The organism is Microcoleus sp. PH2017_35_SFW_U_B (assembly GCF_020737865.1).
Taxonomy (GTDB): Bacteria; Cyanobacteriota; Cyanobacteriia; order Cyanobacteriales; family Microcoleaceae; genus Microcoleus.
In genome coordinates this window covers 61,099-81,545 of sequence record NZ_JAEQDE010000019.1, presented here as the reverse complement: position 1 = coordinate 81,545, position 20,447 = coordinate 61,099, and the positions used below count along the sequence as shown (strand labels likewise).

The window sequence follows — 20,447 nt, the reverse complement described above, 5'->3', positions numbered from 1 at the left end:
GAAGACACGGCGGTTTCAACCGCCGTCTTATAGCCTTTCTCAAAAAGGTGAGGTATGACTGACAGGTTATATAACCACTGAAACCAAGAGGGCTGAAGCCCAACAACATACCTCATCTTTCTGAGAACCGCTATATCTTTTAATAATCACAAAACAGAGTTTCGCGAGTCTCTCTACCAGTCACCGGATTAGTACCTTTGGCAACCTTACAAAGCTTTTCGATCATATCGTCTCGGAGGAGAGTCTCAGTAAAATCAGCACCGTCAATCACAGCTCCTTCCAGTCTGGTATTGTAAGCAAAAGCACCCTCAAGGATAGCATTAGTTAAATTAGCTTTCATCATGCGAGCCAAATCCAAAGTCGCACCCCTTAAATTAGCGCCTTCAAAATTTGCCTCTTCCATATTGGCGCCAAACAGACTTACGCCTCCTAAATCTGCATTGGTAAAATTGCTGTTGCGAAGATTGGCTTTATTAAAACTGTCGTTAGTCAAAACTTGTCCGCTAAAATCAGCGCCAACTAGGATTTCTTTGTCACGATCCAAGGCGAAAGCAGGTGCGGGATTGATGGCGATCGCCCCAGCGGCAATTACTGCTAAAATAACAAAACTCAGCAAGAAATTATAAATATTTTTGCGATGTTGGCGAATTCCAGAATTCATAAGTTAAAGCTAATGGGCAGCAATGACAGTTCAGAATTGAATTCTACCAGAAAGCGCTCCTCTTCGGTGGTTCCCGCCGCCTCCAACTCTCCCCAACCGACAAACTCTCGGGATCTCGGCACGTTGGGAGAAAACTTAGTCGCCCAGTGGTTACAGCAGCAAGGTTGGGAAATCCTGCACCGTCAGTACCACTGTCGCTGGGGAGAGATTGACATCATCGCCCTCGGAAGAGATGAAGAGGGCGAAAAAAACCCAGGAATTCCCGATCGCCAATTCCCAACATTAGCCTTTGTAGAGGTGAAAACTCGCCGTCGTGGAAATTGGGATGCTGGGGGAATCTTGGCTGTTAGTGCAGCAAAACAAGCCAAACTTTGGCAAACCGCCGAAATATTTTTAAGCACTCGTCCAGATTTAGCAAATAATTCTTGTCGGTTCGATGTCGCCTTAGTCAGGTGCGAGCCTTCGCGGCAAAAGACCAAGCAAATATTACCACCAACGACAGCGAACTCTCAATCCGCCCTTGCCGGAAACTACCGGCTTACCCTGCAAGAATACATTCGATCGGCTTTTAGTGATTAGAAATGTCAAATTAAAAATTACAGGCTAAAATTAAAAAGTAATACCGCTTGGTAATTTTTAATTGTTAACTTGCCTTGACTATGGCCCATTGGTTTCTTCATCTTTAACGGACATGGAAAAAGCGTTAACTCCTCTGCCCCTCTTGCCTTCTCCCGCTCGGACTCTGCGATCGCAGGCAATTTATCTGCTTCCCAGTCTAGGCCAAAGTTTCCGGGCAATATCCCAGACCCTTGACAAACTGCTGGCGAAACGCTTCAATTTCTTTGCGGTCTGGGCTTCCGTGACAAACCACGGCCACCTGGTAGCGGCGCATCACGCTCAGCGGCGACTGTCCCGTTTCCAAGCTCCACAGTGCCATTTGCAAGCGAATTTCAGGATCGTAAGGAATCCCGACTTCGTTCATAAAAGCCCGAAAATCCCCGTGCATTTCTGGAGTCAAATATTGGCTCATTTTCACCTTCACGACCCAGCCGTCAATTTGGTGAATAACAGTGATAAATTGCAAAGGAAGATGACTAGCCGTGCGTAGGTAATCCACGACTCTCAGAGTGAGGCTAGTATTAGCGATGTAGTAGAGGTATTCCATAACTATCCTTCGAGCAAAGCTGATGCTACACCTCTATCGTCGCGGGCTATACCCGCCACCACAAGGGGAAAAGCACCCGACTTGGGATGGGGGTTTTTACCCAATTTGTTACCGAGTTGACAGATTTTTGACAGGAATTCACCCGATGACAGAGATTGACTGGTCTTTGGACGCTTATGACTACGAACTTCCGCCCTCGTGCATTGCCCAAAATCCGGTAGTGCCGAGGGACAGTTCTCGGTTGCTGGTGGTAGATTCTCCCAGCAGCCACCAACACCGGATTTTCCACGATTTGCCGGATTTGCTCGAACCCGGAGACTTGCTGGTACTTAACAACACCCGTGTTCTGCCAGCGAGGCTCTACGGGCACAAACCGAACGGCCCGGCTGTGGAGATATTGTTGATGGAAGAACGCCAGCACAACTGCTGGCTGGCTTTGGTGAAACCGGGGAAACGCTTAAAGTTGGGAGCCAAAATTGAGTTTGAGCCCGCCTCCTGTGATGACTCTGCGGAAGGGCCTTGCTGTTGCCTTCCCCAGGCTGTGGCAGTCGATCGTCGATTGACTGCGACAGTTATAGACAGGGACGAGCAAACTGGGGGACGGCTGTTAGAGTTTGACATCCCTAGAGATGCGACTCTGACGAAGTTTTTGGATGAATACGGCCACGTACCCCTGCCTCCGTACATCGACAAGTCCCAAGCTGCGCCGGAACAGTACCAGACTGTTTATGCCGAAAAGCTTGGGGCGGTGGCGGCTCCGACAGCAGGGTTGCACTTCACCGAAGAATTGTTCAGCCGCTTGGAAGAGCGGGGAATCGAAAAAACTTTTGTCACCCTCCATGTGGGAGTAGGAACGTTTCGCCCGGTGGAGGTTGCAGACGTGACGACTCACAAAATGCACGGCGAATGGGTGGAAGTACCGGCCTCCACCGTCGAGAAAATCCGCGAAACTCAAGCCCGAGGCGGGCGGATCTTTGCTGTGGGTACGACAGCAGTGAGAGCTTTAGAGGGAGCTGCGGCGGCGAGCGAAGATTTTTCGTTGCAGCCTTTTTGCGGCCAGACAAATTTGTTTATTTATCCGGGTTACAAGTGGAGGGTTGTAGACGGGATAATTACCAATTTTCATTTGCCGCGCTCTACTTTGATGATGATGGTAAGCGCGATGATTGGAAGGCCTCGGCTGTTGGATTTGTACCGAGAGGCGATCGAGAATCAGTACCGATTTTATTCGTTTGGCGATGCCATGCTCATTTTACCGGAGGCAAGGAACGATTAACTCATATCTGGCACCATTCTCAAACTTTCTTTTAGGGCGGCCCAAAGTGGCCACCCCACAAGAAAATATATGTGTTCTCCAACAGCCGGCAAAGCCTGTTAACCGAGAATGGTGCAAAATATCAGAAATGCCAATTGTTAATTTTTAATCTATTTATTCTTCCTCCTCTTCTTCATTACCGGGATACACGAAGCTGTTGGAACGCCCAGTCAGAACTGATTTGCCGAGAGACAGAGCTTTCTGAGCTGCCACTACAGCTTTGCGCTTCCATGTGGCTTTACGCATATTCTTCTTGGATTTGGAGGTTTTCTTCTTAGGGACTGCCATGACGCTAAATACTTTCTGGTTGTATAGACAAACAAACATTCTAGCCGATTTTGCCTCGCTGGCTCGACAAACCACAACAAGCAATATCCAGTAGTAGGGTGCGTCAGCGACTAGCTTGTCGAACAACACATAAAATCCGCCAACTGACGCACCCTACATTTCTCTGTGACAAGTAGTAGGGTGCGTCAGCGATTAGCTTCTCCAACAACACGCCAAATCCCCCAACTGACGCACCCACTCCAGCTTAGGAACGAAAATTTAATAACTTAGACTCTTAAAAGTGGGATGGGCGTCCCGCCCGTCTATAAGGGACGGGCGGGACGCCCATCCCACAATCATTAAAATTGTAAGTTATTTAATTCTCATTCCTTAAAGCTCGTGAAAATAGTACATCACGACGCCACTAACTGGGTCGTTCTCGATGCTGACATAACCGGTTTTGAGCATTGCCGTGAAAGCCTCTTCCACTTCGGCAAAAGTAGCGCCGGTTGCCATCACCCCTTGAGTGACAGATAATCTTGCATTTTTTGTATAAGCTGCCTTCAGGAGTTTAATCCCTAACTGTTCGGGGGTTGGCTTCTGGTATGTCGAGGCGATCGCCCCACTGGTGGAAGATAGCGGTATACCTTGGGGAGATACCCCGAGTTTGCCCCTGATAGTGGCATTGTGCTCGTCCACCATCTGCGGCAGAAGTAGCAAGTCAAACAATTGCCCGAACCCAAATAACCCAAAGGTACACAGCCACAGCAAACCCGTGCCAATCTTGCCGTTGTAGAGGCGGTGGAGTCCGAATGGGCCGAAAAAACAAGCTGCCCATAAAAGGTAACTAACACCTAAATTGCTCATTTTATGCCCGTCCTGCCTGGTTATTTAACTATTGCGCTCCCTCAATATATATTTTGTGGTTGGCGATCGGGTGTTTCAAAAGCTTGACACGGGAATTTATTTATGCTGTATCCTATAAATTGACAACAGGCAGAATTTTGTTCCCGAATCCCTTCTGTTTCAAAGCCCATAAGTAATTGTGCGTAGCAATTCTTAACGCCAGCAACATCTTTCCGGGTCGAGAGCTTGGTAAACTGGAGGGCGTGGAAATTTCAGCAGCTTTGACCTGAATTCCACAGAGAGCGCCAAAGTGCGCCGCACAGCGCTGGTCGGAGATACAAGGGCGATCGCCCGCAGTACCCGAAATCTCAAACAAGCGAGCAATTATAAGCAAAAAATCCAATAAACATATGGTAGATTCCCTCAAAAAACCCGCTTTTGCCGAGCAGCAAGAAGCGAAAACCCCAGCCAAAGAAACTATTCTCACACCGAGATTTTACACAACAGACTTTGACGAGATGGCCAAAATGGACATCTCGGTAAACGAAGCCGAACTCGAAGCAATTATCAAAGAGTTCCGCGTTGACTACAACAAAACCCACTTCGTGCGGGATGCCGAGTTCGATCAATCCTGGGAACACATCGACGGCGAAAAGCGCAAGTTGTTTATTGAATTCCTCGAACGCTCTTGTACCGCTGAGTTTTCCGGATTCTTGCTATACAAAGAATTGGCACGCAAACTCAAGGACAAAAATCCGGTACTCGCCGAAGGTTTCTTGCTCATGTCCCGCGATGAAGCGCGGCACGCCGGATTCCTGAATAAAGCGCTGTCGGACTTTGGTTTGTCCCTAGATTTGGGTTTCTTGACAAAGAGCCGTAGTTACACATTCTTCAAGCCGAAGTTTATTTTCTACGCCACTTACTTATCCGAAAAAATCGGTTATTGGCGCTACATCACGATTTATCAGCACTTGAAAGCGCATCCTGAAGATCAGATTTATCCGATTTTCCGATTCTTTGAAAATTGGTGTCAGGATGAAAACCGCCACGGAGATTTCTTCGATGCGGTGATGAGAGCTCAGCCTCAGATGTTGAATGATTGGCGCGCTAAGCTGTGGTGCCGTTTCTTCTTGCTGTCGGTATTTGCGACAATGTATCTCAATGATATCCAGCGCGGTGGTTTTTATCGATCGCTCGGACTCGATGCTCGCGAATACGACATTGAAGTGATCAAAAAAACCAACGAAACAGCAGGCCGCGTTTTCCCCGTCATGCTCGACGTAAACAATCCAGAATTTTATGAACGGTTGGATGTTTGCCTCAAAAACAATCAGCAATTAACCGCGATTGTTGAGTCTAAAACTCCGAAAGTTTTGCAATTGTTCCAAAAATTGCCTCTGTATCTGTCCAACGGTTGGCAGTTGGTGAAACTGTACTTCATGAAGACGATCGAATCACCTTCTGTTGAAGGTGCAGTCCGTTAAGTTTTAATTTTCGAGCCTCTGTTACGGCGGTTCTGCGATGGCAGAGCCGCTTTTTTTTGGTATAATGTTAGTCTCATTTTGATGCGCGTCGCTCTGAGGATATTATGGTTGTACAAACAGAAAAACGCTACTGCACTCCCGAAGAATATCTGCAATTAGAGGCAACTGCGGAGTTTAAAAGTGAATACCGTGATGGAGAAATAGTGCCAATGACAGGTGGAACAACGAATCACAATGAAATCGCAGGTAATTTTTATGCCCGCTTTAAATTGACTTTGGGAAGGCCGAACTATCGCGTGTATATGGGTGACGTGCGTTTGTGGATATCGCAATATCGCCTTTACACTTATCCCGATGTCATGGTGATTTCTGGAGAGCCTGCTTATGAGGGCAGCGGTACGACTACGGTAACTAATCCGGTGCTGGTTGTTGAGGTTTTGTCAAATTCAACCAAAAATTACGATCGAGGCGATAAATTTCAGTATTATCGATCTATCCCCAGTCTTCGAGAATATATTACGATCGACCAATATAAATGTTATATCGAACAATTTGCTAAAAATTCAGAAAATAAATGGGTATTAACAGAATATACAACGGCTGATGAAGTTATGACATTAAGTGCGAGCGAATTTCAAATTCAATTGAGCGAACTTTACCAAGGAGTTAATTTTGAGATGAAGGGTGATTCAACAGTTGACAGTTGACAGTTGACAGTTGACAGTTTGAGAGCCACCTCTACCTAGAAGGAAGAGGATTGGAGTAATGAATAGTCTGATTTTAATTTCTCCCTCAAGGGGTTCCGGCTTTCAACCAATTCTTTCTGGTAATATGCGATCGGGAAGACGCAACTCTTTTGTAGACTACAAAGCAGATGCACACAACTGGATAACTTTGATGACAGTTATAAATTGTAGGGTGCGTCGCTCACTGGCAGCCTGGTTGAGGGCGAGAATTATTCGTGGCGACGCACTCTACGTCGTTATTAATCCCGGTTATAAATTGTAGGGTGCGTCGCTCACTGGCATCCTGGTTGAGGGCGAGAATTATTAGTGGCGACGCACCCTACGTCTCTGGTTTTTCGTACTAAATTGATGCTGATTTTTCATCAACTTTATCAAAATTCAGGGTTTTAAAACCCCGCTGTCAACTGTCAACTGTCAACTGTCAACTGTTTACCGCCATTCACCCTGAAGCGTAAACGCCGCCCAATAATAGGGAGACTGCCACTGTTTCTGCTGCAACATTTCCAATTGCGCCGCCCTTAAAGCTGCTGCTGGCGTTAACCCTTTTTTCAGCATTCCCTGATAGAAACTCGACATTAACTTCGAGGTTCCTTCATCATCCACACTCCACAAACTCACCACCACTCGCTTCGCCCCAGCATACATAAATCCTCTCGTCAATCCCACCATGCCTTCGCCTTGAATGTTCTGCCCCAATCCGGTTTGACAGGCACTTAAAACTACTAATTCTGCTGCTAATTTGAGATTGAAAATATCCGTAAGCCGCAGGAATCCGTTTAAGGGTTTGCCATTTTCGTCTACTAAGGACATGAGGATTCCTGATAATTCCGGGTTAGTGCTATTCGCGAAACCGTGGGTGGCAAAATGAATGATTTTATATTGGCTTAAATTCGGGCTGGTGGCTGTGGCGCGACTGGCTGCAAAATCCAAAGATTCGGTGCGAGAATTGGCAGGAACTAAGGCTTGAATGATTTGAGCTTCTTGGCGAGTGAATTTTAAACGGTCAAACTGTACGTTATTGTTGCCTCGGGAGCGACTCAAACCGGGATTTGCTGATTCTACCGCTTGCTCAGTGGTGGCTGAAGAATAATTTTTAATTCGTTCGTCGTTACCGCTAAAAACTGGATCGGCGAGAATTGCTAAAGTGCGAGTAGGGGCTTGTCTGTCGCTATAGTTTTGTCTTAAGATTCCCAAGGTGGAAGCGGAAGGCAACAGCACAATTTCATGGTTTACTATTAAAGGCGGATTCCCATTTTCACCGGATTTTCCGGGGAGCGAAAGGGCGGCAAAGGGAAGATAATTCAAAACACCATCGCCAACAATCAGCAGGCGTTTTTGACCGAGTTGGGCAGCAACGGGCTGTAAAATAATTTGACTGAGGGCGTTGTTAGCTTCAGCGACTCGATTGGGGATGTCTCGGTAGCGCGGATCAGTGACAGCAGCACGAAAGTTTTTGGCAGTTGTCTCGATTTCGGCAGCTTTTGGTAATTCATAACTGGTAATGCTGGTTTTCGTCACAGCCCAGAGATAGCTGCGGTCTTTTCCTAAAGAATACTGGAGTAAAATTGTATTCTCGTCGAGGATTTGTTGTTGAATCTGTGAAAGAGTTAGGGGTTGCGGTTGGGTGAGGGCGGCGTACCGGGGGCTGGTGGTGCGGATTTGGGTTTGAATGTCCTGATATTGTGTGATTAAAGTTTGCCGCTGTTGTTCTAATTCTGCTTCTTGGGCGGGAGTGTGGTTGGGGCGATTTAGAACTTCGATTCGTCGTTTTTCAAGGGCATCGAGTTGCTGTTGTAAACTGCGTTCTCGCTGCAATAATTCTGGGGCGACACCTTGACGAATATCGGCGTTTGCTTCTTGCAAAAGTTCGAGGAGGCTGCGGGCGCGGGAACGTTCGCTGGCTTCAAAGGCTTTGGTATTGTAACCAGATTTGGGTTGGGTTTTGTGCAGTTGCATTAACAGGTCAATGTAGAACTGGTAATAGTTTTGTACGGTGGCAAAGTATGAGGTGCGGAGTTCTGGGCTAGCAACTTTGGTGCGAAGGCTTTCGATGATTTTGAGGGAGGTTTCAATGTCAGTGAGGGCTTCAGTGAGATTGCTTTGATCGCGTTTGGCAAAAGCGATGTTGTAAAGGCTGACAGCTTCCCCACTGCGATCGCCCACTGCCCGTCTCAGCGGAAGGGACTGGCTCAAATACTCTAGGGCTTTCTGCTTCTCTCCCAAATCTGAGTAGACACCGCCGATGTTGTTGAGGGTGGTAGCTTCCCCCACCGCGATCGCCTACTGCCCGACTCAGGGGAAGGGACTGGCTTAAATATTCTAGTGCTTTTTGTTTTTCTCCCAAATCATCGTAGACTAAGCCAATGTTGTTGAGGGTCGTAGCTTCTAGAGAGCGATCGCCTACGGCCCGACTCAGCGGAAGGGACTGGCTGTAATACTCTAGCGCTTTCTGTTTCTCTCCCAAATCTGAGTAGACTTTGCCGATGTTGTTGAGGGTGACAGCTTCTCCACCGCGATCGCCCGCTTCTCGATACAGTTTTAATGCTTCTTCAAACTTGGCGATCGCACCTTTTAAAGATTCCGCCGTCCCTTGCTGGTACAGTTGGAGCCCTTCTTTCAAGGATTTTTCAGCCGCAGCAGCAGTGTTTCCCCCTCCCTGCTGCGATACCCCTTGACTAATTTGCATCGCACTGGGTGCCGCCACCGCTGGAACTCCTAGGAGGATACTTGCACCTACAGCTATCCCCCAAACCCACAGCCTGAGATTCATAAACACCCGCCTTAAACAAGACCTTGTTAACCGGTATCATAGTCGATCGCACATTGTCATATGCGTTTTTCCTGCCTGGGTGCCAATTACATAGGCAGCATATTGTGAAACAATAGTCGCTACCGCCGATCGCCCCACGTGACAAGCATTATTGCCTGCATCGGGTTTGTAGCAGCGAATGTTAAAAGTCATAATAGTAATTTTTACGCTCTTTTCAACTGATTATTTTAAAATTAGCGATCGCCCCCAAATCTAGCATCTACTATTTTCGGTTATTTTATGCAACTCAACAAAAAACAATTCAACAGATCCACTCTTGTTTTTGGTCTAGGAATGCTCGGTGTGTTCCTATTTTCTTTGACTCTGCGCTTTTGGGAACTGGAGCGATTTAACGCCTTCGTATTTGACGAGGTTTATTACGCGAAGTTTGCCAACGATTATCTGACTAAAACACCTTTTTTCAACGCTCACCCGCCGCTAAGTCAGTACATAATTGCGATCGGCATTGCGATCGGCACCCACCTGCCCTTCGGCAAAACAGCCGTCAACGGTCTAGCCGGCTCAACGCTTTCCCCTTGGGATTACCGCTGGCTAAATGCTCTCACAGGCTCCTTTATTCCCCTAGTTGTCGGAGCCCTGGCTTATCAGCTAGTGCGCCGCCGCACCTTTGCTTTTCTGGCTGCTTTCTTTATCGCCTGCGACGGTTTATTTTTAGTTGAATCTCGCTACGCGCTCAACAACATTTATCTAGTTTTGTTCGGAATCTTAGGACAACTATTTATTTTAAAATCCGTAGAATCAGAAGGCAAAAAGCGGTGGCTTTGGCTGGTGCTAGCAGGAATAGGTTTCGGTGCTTCTGCTGCTATCAAATGGAATGGGCTGTGGTTTCTATTCGGTACGTATCTAATTTTAATCTGCGCTTGGGTAGTGCGTTTAATCCAAGGAAACCGAGGAGATGAAGAACAGAGTGCCGAGGTAAATCCTGCTCTCCTGCCGCCCGAAAGTCCCGTACAAAGACTGACTCAACTCAAATTCTTAGAAGTAATTTTGAGTCTAGCTGTGATTCCTGTTTTAGTTTACAGCATCTCCTGGATTCCTCACCTGCATCTCAATCCAACTCCCAACTTTTGGCAGATGCAAACGGAAATTTTGACTTATCACCAGCGGATTAAAAGCGGGCCTGACGTGCATCCTTACTGTTCGGCGTGGTACAGTTGGCCTTTGATGCTGCGCCCGATAGTCTACTTCTACAAAAGTATTAGCAGCAACGCACAATCCGATCCAGTTTTGCCGCCTTTACCCAGCGGTGTAAACCCGGTAATTCTTGATGTTCACGCGATGGGAAATCCTTTGCTTTGGTGGCTGTCAACTTTAGCTTTACTGCTAGTAATAGGAGTTTTGGTTCACCGGGTTTTAGTGTGGAGGGAAACGCGCCGGGTGGCTTCGGTTGAGGCGATCGAACAGCAGCGGCCGATTTTGTTTCCGCCGACTACTGAAATGTGGATGGCGCTGTATTTAATAGTTAATTGGGTGGCTAATTTGCTGCCTTGGGTGAAGGTGACTCGCTGCGTATTTTTGTACCATTATATGGGCTGTTCTGTGTTTGCAGCTTTAGGACTTGCTTGGTGGACTGACAGGTGGCTGCACAGCCCACAAACCCGCCTCCGAGGGATGGGGGTAACAATTATTTTTCTGGTTTTGGGTGCTTTTATTTTCTGGATGCCTCTCTATTTGGGATTGCCTTTGTCACAAATAGAATGGAAAATTAGGATGTGGCTTCCGTCTTGGGTTTAGATTAGAATATATCTCTCCATAAAAGCCTGTATAGGGCAGGCATCTTGCCTGCCCCACAAGAGTTTTTATAGATTTTCATAAAGACGAAATCTTATGTCTAAAAACTCTCCAAAAACCTCAGAGGAAATGGAAGCGATCGCCCGATCGCCCAATCTTGTCGAAATCAACAAATAAATCCGCGACTTGATTATAGATTATGCCATTGGATCTGCTATTTTGGGACTCAACCCGCTGCCGGGAAGTATGACGGTGACGCTACTGGTGGCGAGCGTGTTGCTATTAAAAATGATGCGGGATATTGGGGCAAAATGGGGCTATCCAAAAGGTCAAGATGCGCTGGCGATCGGAGGCAATCTGTTCGGGGGTTTGGGTTCTTTTTGGGTAGCGTTTATGGCTTGGATATCGATGTATGGTTTGGGTTTGTTTGTGCCGTTTGTGGGCGGTTTTGCGGTGGCTTCGTCGCTGTTTGCACTGACTTGGAGGGTGGGAAAGGCGACTCACCTTTATTATGCTAGCGGCCGCCAAATGAATGCAGCGGAACTCAAGGAAGTTTTCGATAGTTCTCAACCGGAAGGGGCGGCTTTGTTTGAGGCGAATATTGGGGCGATCGCCTTTCCAGCTCAAGTAACAGAAAATCCGATTAAATCTCTCACTGATGACTTGATAAATGGTAATATAAGTCAAGAGGAGTTTCAGGAAAAAATTAAAGACTTTATTCATTAATACCTGTCACCAAAATAAAACCATGAAATTCTCCCTAGATGTAGAAAACAACCCCGCAGGTTGGCCGGATCACACTCAGCTACCAGAATCCGACGGCACTTTTGTGAAAAACTTTCAAGAACATCCCCAAAGCATTCTGTTAACTGATTCTATTACTCCGATCCTCCAAAGCATTCATCCAGATGCTGATTACTGTATCGGTCAAGATAGCGGGATTTATTGGCGATTGACTGAGCCACTAGAGCGTGGTGCGGAAGCACCTGATTGGTTTTACGTGCCAAATGTCCCGCCAACATTTGACGGTCAAGTGCGTCGTTCTTATGTGATGTGGCAAGAGTTTTTAGCACCATTAATTGTGTTAGAATTTGTGTCGGGAAATGGTGCAGAAGAACGAGATAGAACGCCTTTGTTGCGAACTGGTCAACAGGAAACTAAACCTGGCAAATTCTGGATTTACGAAAATGTCATCCGTCCGGAATTTTACGGGATTTATGAGGTGACTAAGGCGAGTGTCGAAGTTTACCATTTAGTAGGCCGTAGCTATCATTTACTTCCGGCAAACGATCGCGGTCATTATCCAATTCCACCGTTAGGAGTGGAATTGGGAATTTGGCAGGGAAGGTATCAAAATGTTGAGTTACCTTGGCTGCGCTGGTGGGATAGTGAAGGGAATTTGCTGTTAACGGGCTTTGAAAGAGTTGAACAAGAACGGCAAAGGGCTGAACAAGAACGGCAAAGGGCTGAACAAGAACGGCAAAGGGCTGAACAAGAACGGCAAAGGGCCGATCGCGCTCAAGAAGAATTAGAGCAATTGCGCGCTCAATTGCGATCGGCTGGAATTGAACCTCAATTATGAGGGAAACCTTTGTTGACAGTGGGAAAGTAGCAATTAAGGACGAGGTGAGAAACTGGGTTTTTTATTAAAATCATTAGATTGCAGCCAGCAGATTAGGTAAAAAACCCGTTTTTTGATATAGCCTTTCGAGCGAAAGATGAGGTATGACTATAAATGAATTTTTTCATGCGACTTCGGTTACTATATTATACACATAAGAGGGCTAAAGCCCAACAACGTACCTGACTTTTTTGAGAACCGCTATATTGATATTTAGAGTTAGTGTATGACCAAGTATATTCCAGCAAAAATTACCTGCCTACGCTACAAAAGAAAGTAAGGTTTTCAGTAAGTCCTACGGTACAATTCATCCCGGTTTTTCAACCATCTACAGCAATATTGCCACTCAAACGCTGGACATTGCCAAAAAGCTGAATCCGTCGGTTCCTTGCTATCTATCGGGCCACAGTTTGGGTGCTGCGATCGCGACTTTGGCTGCGATCGACATTGCGGTGAATGTTCCTCGGTTGAAAAAGCAGGTGCAGTTGTATACTTATGGCAGTCCGAGGGTGGGCGATCCGGTGTTTGCGAGGGAGCACAATCGAGTTGTACCGAACAGCTATCGAGTGGTAAATTTGGCGGATGCTATTACGCTGGTGCCTTTTACGGTGTTCTTTAAGACTGAATATGTGCACGTGGGTGAGGAGTGGGCTTTTTTGGCGCCTAATGGGGATGTGATGCCGAATCATGTGGTGGATAGTTACAGAAGTGCGATCGACAAACAAGTCGAAACCAACAAACCCCGAACCTCCCCAAATTCCGGGTTAAAATAAACAGAATAATCCGGGCGAATAGAATTCGCGCCTATACAAACAATGTCCGCCTCCACGGACTCAATAAAAGAGATAAATGCCAATTTAAAGAAATAGTATAAAATAGACCTCTTGCAAAAATAGTTAGGACGATGCTCAAAGCCATCCCACAACAATCTTTTTTCTTGTGGGATGGGCTTCTAGCCCGTCCCAAAATTTGGTTAAAAGGATTTTTGCAAGAGGTTTAATGTAATTTTTAATGAATTTGATACGATCTCAAACACCAAATCAGCTTTTATTGATACTCTTATCTTCAGTCCACCTCCGCGGACATTGTTTGTGTAGCCCCGAATTCTATTCGGCGGGCTTTATTTGTGAAACATCGCAATTAATTCGGCGGGCTTTATTGGTGAAACAATACGTTTTATGTTTGAAACACTGCGCGATAAACTGGTTCCCCGCGTTTGAGAGTAGCAATTTCTCTTTCAGTGGCTACAGGCATGGGATTTTCTGCTAACCATTCACCGTTATTTGTGCGTTTAAAGCTAGGATGAGATGAAAAGCGATCGCACATTTCGACTTCTACTTCCTCAATATCCGATTGAATAAACACTTCGCCGCCAACAGCCAGATAAGTCGCCAACTCGCCGACTAATTCCTGCTGTACCACCCGCCGCTTGTGGTGCTTTTTCTTGAACCACGGATCGGGAAATTGAATGCTAACTCGCTGCAAAGTACCAGCGGGAAGTGTTTCTAAAATAGGCTTGAGAGAACTATTCGCATTACAAAACAAATAGTGCAGATTTGTCAAGCCTTTTTCGTCCCGCCAAAGATTTGCCTCGTCTACCAGAGGTTCCCGAATTTCTAATCCGAGAAAATTCCAATCAGCTTGTGCTTGCGCCATATGCCACAAAAACCTGCCTCTGGCGCAGCCGATATCTAAATGCAGTGGCAAATTTAAGTCGCTATATATTTTCGTCCAATCTGGGGGACTGGCGGATGTTTGATATCTCATCGATAGGGGATTTACGTGTTCCCGAACTCTAACTCTTGCCAATTTTGCTGTCTCCTGAATGTAATTTTTAACCGCTGATGCGGGCAGATTAACGTTGATTAACGCAGATATTTTTAGAAATGAAAAATCGCTGTCTTAGGATTTTTCATTTCTAATTATTGTATCAAGCTTCTGGTTCAATGCCTGCTGCTCTTAATTGTGCGGCTAGTCGATCGGCTCGCTGTCTTTCCCTTTCCACCATCTCTGCACCCCACAATAACATCTGTCCGCTTTCATCCCACCAGCGCAACCAATATCCGGTTCTTTCAGCCTTTGTTCCCTGCCAAACGCCTAGAAATAACCCAACTCCTTCTATCCAATAATGATTGTTTGCATCCGGCTGCTGTGCTTCATATCTTCCTGATGAATTCAACCGATACACTTCTAGCAATCCTGCCGCAGGCTCAAAAATACCATAGATTGGTACTCGCAGCATTTGCTCGTAAAAAAACCATTTTCCCGGGGGAAAAGTTGGTTTACTTGAATATTCGTCGTACTGATTAGCTGATAAAAACTCCAGCGCGATATCCGGGATTTCTCCTTCTAAGTTTGGGGTGTAACTGCGGCGAATTTCGGGGGCAGCAAGCGGTTGTACGTTGCGGGCATAAAACCAATCTGGCGCTTTGGTAACTAGCTTGTCGTTTAATGTCGCGCACACACACATATTCGGCGCAACTAAGATTCCCTCTAACAATAGTCCGGCAATTTCTAGGATTTCGCGCAGGGCGGCGGCGAGTAATGGTTGGTCGATATTTTCCACTGGTTCCTCGTCTAAGATGAAATCGTCTGGCAATTTTTCCCAGGTAATTTTTATGTCGGCTGTACTTACTGTCATAATATTTTACCTCTTAGCAAAAAATAGATTCAGCCTCCCCGCCATCAAAACTGTGCTGTTCCAGGTAAACTGTCAACTGTCAACTGTCAACTATCAACTGTTTACTGAGACTGCTGGAGTGCGGTTTGCAATACTTCCTTATGAAAGAGCGATCGCCCTACAATAAATTTTATCCTGTCTGGCGATAGTGCGGCGCCGTTGGCATAGTGATCCATCCAGGTTTTGCTGATTAAATAGGGATCTTCGGGCAATTCTGATAATAAGTATCCCGGCATTTCTAACTCGTCCATCAATTGGCTGACTTTGGGATCGTAGCTGAGGGCAAAACAGCGACATTCTTCGGATGCTGCCATAATTAAACTGTGGTAGCGCATCCCGATCGCCATTTCGACTCCCCGGAACACTCCTTTCAACTTTCTCGGATCGTCTAAACTAAGGATGCGGCTCCTTTTCGGCAGCGCTTCGTGCAAATGTTTGGCAATTTCTAAGTCGTGGGAAGCTTGGAAAGGCAGCAGCAAAATTAAGGTGCGAGTGGCTTTTTGAAAGTCAACTAAAGCTTGAGTTAGGATTGACAAACGGGCGGGTGTTAGTGTAGAGTGCGATCGCAAACAAACCGCAACTCTCGGCGACGGCAAATCCCACAAACCGGAGACGGGGGAATTTTCCAAAGCCCACACTGGATCGGGCGCTAATGTAAAGGGAATTTGCCAATCTGCAAGTATGGTAGCTGAGCCTTTATCGCGCACGCTGACGGCTGTGCATCCACCAAAACACCGCTGAGATAATTTACGAGTAATCTCACGATTTAAAGGGCCAATTCCCTGGGCCCAAGCAACAGTTTTTAAGCCCATCTGCTGCGCTAATCCCATCAAGCCACCATAGTAAAAAGGGCTGACAAGGCTGGTACTGTCTTGGATTAAACTACCGCCACCCCAGATTAGGGCGTCAGCGCTGCGGAGTGTATCGAGGACACCAAACGCATTCATGCGATCGCGCGCAGCTACTCCGTACCGCTGATTTGTCTCGACGGGATTGCCAGAAAGGACGATCGGCGTCACCCCATCTGGTAACATTTGCAGTAGCGAAGCCAACAGCGCCTCGTCGCCACCGTTGCCTTTACCATAATAGCCGCACAAAATTGCTCGCATTTCTACTCTTTGTTTGGAATCGAATATAACTATTACAATACCTAATTATTGTTACCAAAAGATTCTTTTTTAAAACAACAAAATATCGCAACCGCCCGATCGCTCTTCGCACAAATAACTTCATGAATAGCACCGCAAACCTGCTACCATAAATGGTGTAAATGTCAACCCTTTTCTAAGCGACCAGGCAAGTTGTCAAATCACGAAGTTAGCGAGCGGCGGACAGCACTAATGTAACGGTGAACTGTCAACTGCCAACTGTCAACTGCCAACTGCCAACTGCCAACTGCCAACTGTCACACATCTTCCTTCACAATACAAAAAATGCACGCTTTGTCAATTCCAACCTGGATTATTCATGTCTCTAGTGTCGTCGAGTGGATTGCCGCCATCTGGTTAATTTGGACTTACGGCGAAGTCACTAAAAACCGAGCTTGGTGGGGCCTTTCTGTCGGAATGCTGCCCGCCCTTGTCAGCGCTATGTGCGCCTGTACGTGGCACTTTTTCGACAACTCCCCAGCCCTAGAATGGATTGTTACCCTGCAAGCTGCGATGACTGTCATCGGTAATTTTACTCTGTGGGCGGCTGCTTGGTGGATTTGGCGATCGGCTCAGCAGTCAGTTGACAGTTGACAGTTGACAGTTGATAGTTGATAGGAAATCAGTCATTACTAACAAACTAAGGAGAAAAATCCTTGAAAAATAGCATTGTTTGGACAACATTGGCAGCTAGTTCACTGTTATTGACAGCCACATCTTTACTTCCCAGTCAAGCTAGTAATACATCCTTAATACTCGCCCAACAACCTAACTGTAAAAGTCCTCAAACGACACTGGATCAGAATGTGTGTTCCAGCCAAGAGTTTCAGGCAGCAGACAAAAAACTCAATCAAGTATATCAGCAACTTCAACCAAAACTCAACAGCAAACAAAAGCAGAGATTGATAGTCGCACAGCGAAGTTGGCTCAAGTTTAGAGATGAATCTTGCGATTATGAAGCAGGTTACTTTGAGGGTGGTAGCGTGGCTCCTTCTATCTACGGTTATTGCAGAGCCAGAGTCACAAAAGAACGTATTAAAGATTTGGAGGGTTATTTGGAACAAGCAAGTTTGTAAAAGTGCGTAGGCGTAAGCCAGGGCGTAGCCATCGCGATCGACAACAACTTACCCATTCTATCATCCATACCACAGCAAACTGATGTATTATGGTGTCATACCCCCCACCCTAAATTATCTTAAAAGTGATAATAAGCTTTGTTTTTTATTTTATCCTTTGACACGCCAATGGTGTAAGATTTAAAATCTAAAATCTACAATATAAAATCGCTATGTCTTTCGTTGGTTTGCACATTCACAGCGATTACAGCCTGCTAGACGGGGCATCTCAGCTACAGCAGCTAGCTGAACGGGCGGTGGAATTGGGGATGCCCGCGATCGCCCTTACAGACCACGGCGTGATGTATGGTGCGATCGAGCTAATCAAAGTTTGTCGAAATAAAAATATCAAGCCCATCATTGGCAATGAAATGTACGTCGTCAACGGCGACATCGAAGTCAAAGTTCGAGGTAGAAGAAAATACCATCAAGTTGTCTTAGCTAAAAATACGCAAGGTTATAAAAACTTAGTAAAACTTACCACAATTTCCCATTTAAAAGGAATGCCCGAAAGAGGTATTTTTGCCCGTCCTTGCATCAACAAAGAACTCCTCAAACAATACTCCGAAGGTCTCATTGTTACCAGCGCTTGTTTGGGTGGCGAAGTTCCCCAAATGATTCTGCAAAACAAGCTAGATACTGCCCGCGAAGTTGCCAAATGGTATAAAGAAGTATTTGGAGAAGACTATTATATAGAAATTCAAGACCACGGTTCCCAAGAAGACCGCATGGTTAATGTTGAAATCGTCAAAATTGCCCGCGAATTCAATATTAAAATAATTGCCACCAATGATTCTCACTATATTTCCTGCAACGACGTAGAAGCTCACGATGCTTTGTTGTGCATCAACACCAACAAACTGATTGAAGAAGAAAAGCGGATGCGCTACAGCGGCACAGAATATCTGAAGTCTGCTATGGAGATGGCGCAACTATTTCGAGACCATTTGGATGATGAAACGATCGAAGAGGCGATCGAAACCACCCTAGAAGTAGCAAACAAAGTATCAAGATACGATCTAACAGGAGAAGCTCGGATTCCCACAATCCCAATTCCCCCAGAACATACCGCCGATACCTATGTAGAAGAAATATCTTGGCTAGGATTATTAGAAAGACTCAAAGCCCGTACCAGAAATGAAATCCCCCCAGTCTACAAACAAAGACTAGAATATGAGCTAAAAATGATTCAGCAGATGGGTTTCTCTGAATATTTTTTAGTGGTTTGGGACTACATGAAATATGCTAGAGACAACAATATTCCCGTCGGGCCAGGACGTGGTTCTGCGGCAGGTTCTTTAGTTGCTTATGTCCTCAATATTACCAACATAGACCCGGTACACCACGGATTGCTATTCGAGAGATTTCTCAATCCCGAACGCAAATCGATGCCAGATATTGATAGCGATTTCTGCATCGAAAGACGGGACGATATGATTAAATATGTTACAGACAAATATGGTACAGACCGCGTAGCGCAAATTATTACCTTCAACAGGATGACATCAAAAGCTGTTTTGAAAGATGTTGCCAGAGTTTTAGGTATTCCCTACAAAAAAGCCGATGAGATGGCGAAAATGATTCCAGTATCGCGGGGGAAACCGGAAAAACTCAAAGTAATGATTTCCGATGCAACACCGGCACAGGAATTTAAAACCAACTACGAAAATACTATTTGTACTAATGCCGAAACTGGCACCGAAGTCCCAGTGCGTCAGTGGATTGACATGGCAATTCGCATTGAAGGAACTAACAAAACCTATGGTGTTCATGCCGCCGGTGTGGTGATTTCTTCCATCCCCCTTGATGAAATTGTGCCCCTGCAAAAAAATGAAAATGGTGCTGTAATCACCCAATATTTTATGGAAGACTTGGAATTTTTGGGGTTACTCAAAATGGACTTTCTGGGACTCAAAAATTTAACGACTCTCCAAAAAACTGTTGATTATGTTAAGCAAACTCAAGATATAACTATCAATGCTGAAGGCTTACCTTCTGACATAGAACGCAGAGCTCAAGAGACATTTACTAGGAACAACAAGTTACCCGGTGATGTAGCAAAGACTTATCAACTATTAGAAAAAGGAGATTTAGAAGGTATTTTTCAGCTAGAATCTTCTGGGATGCTGGATGTAGTAAAAAAAATCAAACCTTCTTGTCTGGATGATATTTCTTCTATTCTGGCGCTTTATCGTCCCGGCCCGCTGGATGCTGGTTTGATTCCACAATTTATCGATCGCAAACATGGTAGAGAAGTCGTTAAATACGACCATCCGCTGTTAGAACCGATTTTAAAAGAGACTTATGGAACGCTTTGTTTCCAAGAGCAAATTATGCGGATGGCTCAAGATTTGGCGGGCTATTCTTTAGGTCAAGCTGACTTGCTGCGCCGCGCAATGGGCAAGAAGAAGGCTGATGAAATGCAGAAGCAAAAGGAAACATTTATTGATGGCGCAACTAAGAATGGTGTCGCTCAAAGAGTTGCCGAAGAGTTGTTCGGACAGATGCTTCAATTCGCGGAATATTGTTTGAGCTATGACACGAAGATATTGACTATGGAATATGGGCCGATGGCTATTGGTAAAATTGTCGAGGAAGAAATTGAATGTACCGTTTACAGTGTTGATAATAATGGCCATATTTATACACAGCCAATTGCACAGTGGCATCGCCGAGGTCAGCAGGAGGTCTTTGAGTATTGTCTGGAAGATGGCTCGATAATTCGCGCGACAAAAGATCACAAGTTTATGACTTTTGACGGTCAAATGCTACCTATTGACGAAATCTTTGAAAAAGGATTAGACTTAAAACAAATCAACTCTAGCTCACATCTATAAA

General features: G+C 45.7%; 22 protein-coding genes and 1 pseudogene. 12 read left to right on the top strand and 11 right to left on the bottom strand.

The window, feature by feature from the left end:
• Window positions 1-139: 139 nt before the first annotated feature.
• Window positions 140-661: a pentapeptide repeat-containing protein gene (locus JGK36_RS00490; RefSeq protein WP_293189655.1), complete on the bottom strand. Its 522-nt coding sequence runs from the start codon at window positions 659-661 to the stop codon at window positions 140-142.
• Between the two features lie 12 nt (window positions 662-673).
• On the opposite strand from JGK36_RS00490, the gene JGK36_RS00485 reads away from it, so the two are divergent.
• Window positions 674-1,240, top strand: a complete 567-nt coding sequence (locus JGK36_RS00485) for a YraN family protein (protein WP_293174811.1) — start codon at window positions 674-676, stop codon at window positions 1,238-1,240.
• A gap of 196 nt (window positions 1,241-1,436) precedes the next feature.
• Here the strand turns inward: JGK36_RS00485 and JGK36_RS00480 are convergent, their stop codons facing one another.
• Window positions 1,437-1,826 carry a hypothetical protein gene (locus JGK36_RS00480; RefSeq protein WP_293154581.1) on the bottom strand — a complete coding sequence of 130 codons (390 nt, stop codon included), beginning with the start codon at window positions 1,824-1,826 and terminating at the stop codon, window positions 1,437-1,439.
• A gap of 145 nt (window positions 1,827-1,971) precedes the next feature.
• Here JGK36_RS00480 and queA point away from each other — a divergent pair, with 145 nt between their 5' ends.
• The gene (gene queA / locus JGK36_RS00475; RefSeq protein ID WP_293195772.1) at window positions 1,972-3,102 is read left to right on the top strand and encodes a tRNA preQ1(34) S-adenosylmethionine ribosyltransferase-isomerase QueA; all 1,131 of its coding nucleotides are present in this window, start codon (window positions 1,972-1,974) and stop codon (window positions 3,100-3,102) included.
• Window positions 3,103-3,255: 153 nt separating this feature from the next.
• Here queA and rpmF read toward each other — a convergent pair whose 3' ends face one another.
• The 3 genes from rpmF to JGK36_RS00460 all read right to left on the bottom strand — a co-directional run bounded on the left by rpmF (window position 3,256) and on the right by JGK36_RS00460 (window position 4,657).
• Window positions 3,256-3,429: a 50S ribosomal protein L32 gene (gene rpmF, locus JGK36_RS00470; RefSeq protein WP_006632406.1), complete on the bottom strand. Its 174-nt coding sequence runs from the start codon at window positions 3,427-3,429 to the stop codon at window positions 3,256-3,258.
• Between the two features lie 369 nt (window positions 3,430-3,798).
• Window positions 3,799-4,275 (bottom strand): TM2 domain-containing protein, encoded by a 477-nt coding sequence (locus tag JGK36_RS00465; RefSeq protein WP_293174814.1) that lies wholly within the window; start codon window positions 4,273-4,275, stop codon window positions 3,799-3,801.
• Between the two features lie 112 nt (window positions 4,276-4,387).
• Window positions 4,388-4,657, bottom strand: coding sequence for a hypothetical protein (locus JGK36_RS00460; protein WP_293200746.1), 270 nt, complete (start codon window positions 4,655-4,657; stop codon window positions 4,388-4,390).
• 7 nt (window positions 4,658-4,664) lie between these two features.
• Here JGK36_RS00460 and acsF point away from each other — a divergent pair, with 7 nt between their 5' ends.
• The 3 genes from acsF to JGK36_RS00445 all read left to right on the top strand — a co-directional run bounded on the left by acsF (window position 4,665) and on the right by JGK36_RS00445 (window position 6,746).
• Window positions 4,665-5,738, top strand: a complete 1,074-nt coding sequence (gene acsF / locus JGK36_RS00455; RefSeq protein ID WP_293174820.1) for a magnesium-protoporphyrin IX monomethyl ester (oxidative) cyclase — start codon at window positions 4,665-4,667, stop codon at window positions 5,736-5,738.
• Window positions 5,739-5,842: 104 nt separating this feature from the next.
• Window positions 5,843-6,445, top strand: coding sequence for a Uma2 family endonuclease (locus JGK36_RS00450; RefSeq protein ID WP_293195728.1), 603 nt, complete (start codon window positions 5,843-5,845; stop codon window positions 6,443-6,445).
• Window positions 6,446-6,503: 58 nt separating this feature from the next.
• Entirely contained in the window at window positions 6,504-6,746 is a 243-nt protein-coding gene (locus tag JGK36_RS00445; protein ID WP_293174826.1) for a hypothetical protein, read from the top strand.
• A 167-nt stretch (window positions 6,747-6,913) separates the two neighbouring features.
• On the opposite strand, the gene JGK36_RS00440 is transcribed toward JGK36_RS00445, so the two are convergent.
• The 3 genes and pseudogenes from JGK36_RS00440 to JGK36_RS00435 all read right to left on the bottom strand — a co-directional run bounded on the left by JGK36_RS00440 (window position 6,914) and on the right by JGK36_RS00435 (window position 9,446).
• Window positions 6,914-8,755 (bottom strand): CHAT domain-containing protein, encoded by a 1,842-nt coding sequence (locus JGK36_RS00440; RefSeq protein ID WP_366516514.1) that lies wholly within the window; start codon window positions 8,753-8,755, stop codon window positions 6,914-6,916.
• A gap of 58 nt (window positions 8,756-8,813) precedes the next feature.
• Window positions 8,814-9,170 (bottom strand): annotated as a pseudogene (locus JGK36_RS33765) (tetratricopeptide repeat protein); the annotation flags it as partial.
• Window positions 9,171-9,290: 120 nt separating this feature from the next.
• A complete protein-coding gene (locus JGK36_RS00435) occupies window positions 9,291-9,446 on the bottom strand; it encodes a hypothetical protein (RefSeq protein ID WP_293195730.1) in 156 nt (51 codons plus the stop codon).
• Between the two features lie 87 nt (window positions 9,447-9,533).
• Between JGK36_RS00435 and JGK36_RS00430 the strand changes: the two genes are divergently transcribed.
• The 4 genes from JGK36_RS00430 to JGK36_RS00415 all read left to right on the top strand — a co-directional run bounded on the left by JGK36_RS00430 (window position 9,534) and on the right by JGK36_RS00415 (window position 13,439).
• Window positions 9,534-11,048, top strand: a complete 1,515-nt coding sequence (locus tag JGK36_RS00430) for a phospholipid carrier-dependent glycosyltransferase (RefSeq protein ID WP_293195732.1) — start codon at window positions 9,534-9,536, stop codon at window positions 11,046-11,048.
• A gap of 183 nt (window positions 11,049-11,231) precedes the next feature.
• Complete coding sequence (locus tag JGK36_RS00425) at window positions 11,232-11,771, top strand: hypothetical protein (RefSeq protein ID WP_293195734.1); 540 nt, start codon at window positions 11,232-11,234, stop codon at window positions 11,769-11,771.
• 22 nt (window positions 11,772-11,793) lie between these two features.
• Window positions 11,794-12,627, top strand: a complete 834-nt coding sequence (locus JGK36_RS00420; RefSeq protein ID WP_293195737.1) for a Uma2 family endonuclease — start codon at window positions 11,794-11,796, stop codon at window positions 12,625-12,627.
• A gap of 275 nt (window positions 12,628-12,902) precedes the next feature.
• Window positions 12,903-13,439: a lipase family protein gene (locus tag JGK36_RS00415; protein WP_293175002.1), complete on the top strand. Its 537-nt coding sequence runs from the start codon at window positions 12,903-12,905 to the stop codon at window positions 13,437-13,439.
• A 403-nt stretch (window positions 13,440-13,842) separates the two neighbouring features.
• Here the strand turns inward: JGK36_RS00415 and trmB are convergent, their stop codons facing one another.
• The 3 genes from trmB to csaB all read right to left on the bottom strand — a co-directional run bounded on the left by trmB (window position 13,843) and on the right by csaB (window position 16,455).
• Entirely contained in the window at window positions 13,843-14,475 is a 633-nt protein-coding gene (gene trmB / locus JGK36_RS00410; RefSeq protein ID WP_293174844.1) for a tRNA (guanosine(46)-N7)-methyltransferase TrmB, read from the bottom strand.
• A 121-nt stretch (window positions 14,476-14,596) separates the two neighbouring features.
• A complete protein-coding gene (locus JGK36_RS00405; protein ID WP_293174847.1) occupies window positions 14,597-15,307 on the bottom strand; it encodes a Uma2 family endonuclease in 711 nt (236 codons plus the stop codon).
• 101 nt (window positions 15,308-15,408) lie between these two features.
• Window positions 15,409-16,455, bottom strand: coding sequence for a polysaccharide pyruvyl transferase CsaB (gene csaB, locus JGK36_RS00400; protein WP_293174850.1), 1,047 nt, complete (start codon window positions 16,453-16,455; stop codon window positions 15,409-15,411).
• Window positions 16,456-16,779: 324 nt separating this feature from the next.
• Between csaB and JGK36_RS00395 the strand changes: the two genes are divergently transcribed.
• The 3 genes from JGK36_RS00395 (at window position 16,780) to JGK36_RS00385 (ending at window position 20,446) form a co-directional block, all read left to right on the top strand.
• The gene (locus JGK36_RS00395; RefSeq protein WP_293174853.1) at window positions 16,780-17,088 is read left to right on the top strand and encodes a DUF2499 domain-containing protein; all 309 of its coding nucleotides are present in this window, start codon (window positions 16,780-16,782) and stop codon (window positions 17,086-17,088) included.
• Between the two features lie 62 nt (window positions 17,089-17,150).
• Window positions 17,151-17,570 carry a lysozyme inhibitor LprI family protein gene (locus tag JGK36_RS00390; RefSeq protein WP_293174856.1) on the top strand — a complete coding sequence of 140 codons (420 nt, stop codon included), beginning with the start codon at window positions 17,151-17,153 and terminating at the stop codon, window positions 17,568-17,570.
• Between the two features lie 212 nt (window positions 17,571-17,782).
• Window positions 17,783-20,446 (top strand): DNA polymerase III subunit alpha, encoded by a 2,664-nt coding sequence (locus tag JGK36_RS00385; RefSeq protein ID WP_293174859.1) that lies wholly within the window; start codon window positions 17,783-17,785, stop codon window positions 20,444-20,446.
• Window position 20,447 lies beyond the last annotated feature (1 nt).

What these genes read in the sequence shown, in the direction of transcription:
- JGK36_RS00435 (WP_293195730.1), bottom strand. Translation starts at nt 9,446, where the DNA reads ATGACTTTTAACATTCGCTGCTACAAACCCGATGCAGGCAATAATGCT.
- queA (WP_293195772.1), top strand. Translation starts at nt 1,972, where the DNA reads ATGACAGAGATTGACTGGTCTTTGGACGCTTATGACTACGAACTTCCG.
- JGK36_RS00395 (WP_293174853.1), top strand. Translation starts at nt 16,780, where the DNA reads ATGCACGCTTTGTCAATTCCAACCTGGATTATTCATGTCTCTAGTGTC.
- JGK36_RS00450 (WP_293195728.1), top strand. Translation starts at nt 5,843, where the DNA reads ATGGTTGTACAAACAGAAAAACGCTACTGCACTCCCGAAGAATATCTG.
- JGK36_RS00385 (WP_293174859.1), top strand. Translation starts at nt 17,783, where the DNA reads ATGTCTTTCGTTGGTTTGCACATTCACAGCGATTACAGCCTGCTAGAC.
- JGK36_RS00480 (WP_293154581.1), bottom strand. Translation starts at nt 1,826, where the DNA reads ATGGAATACCTCTACTACATCGCTAATACTAGCCTCACTCTGAGAGTC.
- JGK36_RS00420 (WP_293195737.1), top strand. Translation starts at nt 11,794, where the DNA reads ATGAAATTCTCCCTAGATGTAGAAAACAACCCCGCAGGTTGGCCGGAT.
- rpmF (WP_006632406.1), bottom strand. Translation starts at nt 3,429, where the DNA reads ATGGCAGTCCCTAAGAAGAAAACCTCCAAATCCAAGAAGAATATGCGT.
- acsF (WP_293174820.1), top strand. Translation starts at nt 4,665, where the DNA reads ATGGTAGATTCCCTCAAAAAACCCGCTTTTGCCGAGCAGCAAGAAGCG.
- JGK36_RS00445 (WP_293174826.1), top strand. Translation starts at nt 6,504, where the DNA reads ATGAATAGTCTGATTTTAATTTCTCCCTCAAGGGGTTCCGGCTTTCAA.
- JGK36_RS00485 (WP_293174811.1), top strand. Translation starts at nt 674, where the DNA reads ATGGGCAGCAATGACAGTTCAGAATTGAATTCTACCAGAAAGCGCTCC.
- csaB (WP_293174850.1), bottom strand. Translation starts at nt 16,455, where the DNA reads ATGCGAGCAATTTTGTGCGGCTATTATGGTAAAGGCAACGGTGGCGAC.
- JGK36_RS00430 (WP_293195732.1), top strand. Translation starts at nt 9,534, where the DNA reads ATGCAACTCAACAAAAAACAATTCAACAGATCCACTCTTGTTTTTGGT.
- JGK36_RS00405 (WP_293174847.1), bottom strand. Translation starts at nt 15,307, where the DNA reads ATGACAGTAAGTACAGCCGACATAAAAATTACCTGGGAAAAATTGCCA.
- JGK36_RS00465 (WP_293174814.1), bottom strand. Translation starts at nt 4,275, where the DNA reads ATGAGCAATTTAGGTGTTAGTTACCTTTTATGGGCAGCTTGTTTTTTC.
- JGK36_RS00490 (WP_293189655.1), bottom strand. Translation starts at nt 661, where the DNA reads ATGAATTCTGGAATTCGCCAACATCGCAAAAATATTTATAATTTCTTG.